3 protein-coding genes are annotated in these 1,830 nt (G+C 70.3%); 1 reads left to right on the top strand and 2 read right to left on the bottom strand.

Annotation, left to right across the window (positions count from 1 at the left end):
- Nucleotides 1-386 (bottom strand): cupin domain-containing protein (locus ONA70_RS36090; protein WP_265010955.1); only part of this gene is annotated, 386 nt, incomplete at its 3' end.
- Nucleotides 387-470: 84 nt separating this feature from the next.
- Nucleotides 471-1,358, bottom strand: coding sequence for an NAD(P)-dependent oxidoreductase (locus ONA70_RS36095; RefSeq protein ID WP_265010956.1), 888 nt, complete (start codon nucleotides 1,356-1,358; stop codon nucleotides 471-473).
- Between the two features lie 87 nt (nucleotides 1,359-1,445).
- Here ONA70_RS36095 and ONA70_RS36100 point away from each other — a divergent pair.
- Nucleotides 1,446-1,830, top strand: a 385-nt coding sequence (locus ONA70_RS36100; RefSeq protein WP_265010957.1) for an MFS transporter, incomplete at its 3' end; no start/stop codon positions are given.

A 1,830-nucleotide genomic window follows, 5' to 3' on the forward strand; every position in this document is an offset into this window, starting at 1 on the left:
GCCCACCGGGGCGGCGCGAAGAGGGTGCCCTCGGACCACTCGACGACCTCGACCGGCTCGTCGTCGTAGTTGATGAGCGAGTAGCCGTTGCCCTTGACGACGTACAGGTACGCCTCGGTGGTGTGGCGGTGCCGCACTGAGGCACCACCCGGCTTGAGTTCGGACAGGTGCGCGCCGAGCACCTCGTAGTCGCCGAGGTCGAAATAGTGCCCCCGGTTGTTGCGCCACGGGCGCGCCGGCAGTTCCATCTTCCGCAGGTCGTGTGGTACTACGAGACCCTTGATCGGTGGGTGCTGCCTGTTGAACTCGTCGCGGGCCGCGATCTCGGACGCGTCGCGGTTTCGCTTCTCGCTGGCGAGTACGCCAGGCAGGTAGTCGTCGCGCACAGGGCCTCCTATGGTCTGCGTCACGTCAGTCAACATCACCAGGGACTAAAGGTCTAACCTTTGATCCGAAGTTTTACCGGAGTGTTACCCGCCAGGCAAGGGGTGGAGTGAACCTCCTGCTAAAAGGCGGGCGACGTCCGCCACCGCGATCCCCCGCATCACCTCGCGAGCCGTCTCGGCGATCGGAATGTCGAGTTGGACCTGGTGGGCCAAGTCGGCGGCGTTGGCCAGATCCTTCGCGTGCCAGGTCAGCCGCATCTGGTCCAGCTCGCGCAGCGTCCGCGAGTCGGTCGGCCCGTCCATGAGCGCCCGGCGGAGCACGGGCACCGAGACTCCGAACCTGCGGGCGAGCTCCAGCGCCTCCGTCACGGCGCAGATCTGCGCCCAGTGCACGAGGTTGTTCGCCGCCTTGCCGACCTGGCCCGCGCCGAGCGCCCCGAGGTGGTGGATGGCGGCGGTCCACGGTTCGAGCACCGGCCTGATCCGCTCGAGCACCTCGGCGTCGCCGCCGACGAGGAGATTCACCTCCCCCGCCTCCGCACCGCGCACCCCGCCGGTCAGAGCGGTGTCGAGCACGTCGACCCCCTGCGGCGCGGCCGCCGCGACCAGTTCGCAAGTCTGCGGCCGTACCGACGAGCACAGCAACACGGCCGACCCGGCCCGCAGGCCCCCCAGCAGGCCCTCGGCGCCCAGGCACACCGCGCACACGTCATCGTCGGTCGGCACGAGGACGGTGACCACGTCCGACTCCCGAGCCAGGTCGGCGAGGCTCCCCGCGGCGCGCGCGCCGAGCGCGACGGCCGCGGCGACCCGTTGCGGGTCCACGTCCCGCACCACGACCGGCACTCCCGCAGCGAGCAGGTGCCGCGCCACGGGAAACCCCATCGCGCCGAGGCCGAGCACTCCCACCGTCGTTTCCATCGATTCCGCTTCTCCTCGCGCCGGCCACCGACGGCGGCGCAAGACCCCCACGCCCTGGCGATGCCAGCCGCGAGATCTTGGCCGCAGCTACGCCCCAAAAGGTATTACCATTCGCCGTATCGCGGGAGAGGAGATCTGGTGCGCGGTTACTTGGTGGCCCATGCCCGGAACGCGCACCGCCGCGTCTTTCGCTCCCTGGCCGTGCCCAACTACCGGCGCTATCTCCTCGGCCACGCCGTGAGCGTCGCCGGCACCTGGATGCAGCGGGTGGCGCAGGACTGGCTGGTCCTCGACCTGTCCGACTCCGCCGTCGCGCTCGGTGTCGCGACCGCGCTGCAGTTCCTGCCCACGCTCTTCCTCGGCCTGTGGGGCGGGGTCCTGGTCGACCGACTCAACCGCCGTCGCACGATCATGGCGACCCAGGCGGTGAGCGCGGTCCTCGCCGCGGCGCTGGCGGCTCTCGTACTCGGTGGCGTCGCGGCGCTGTGGATGGTCTACGCCCTCGCGTTCTGCCTGGGCCTGG

The sequence above is a fragment of the Micromonospora yasonensis genome (assembly GCF_026013475.1).
GTDB classification, from domain to species: domain Bacteria; phylum Actinomycetota; class Actinomycetes; order Mycobacteriales; family Micromonosporaceae; genus Micromonospora; species Micromonospora yasonensis.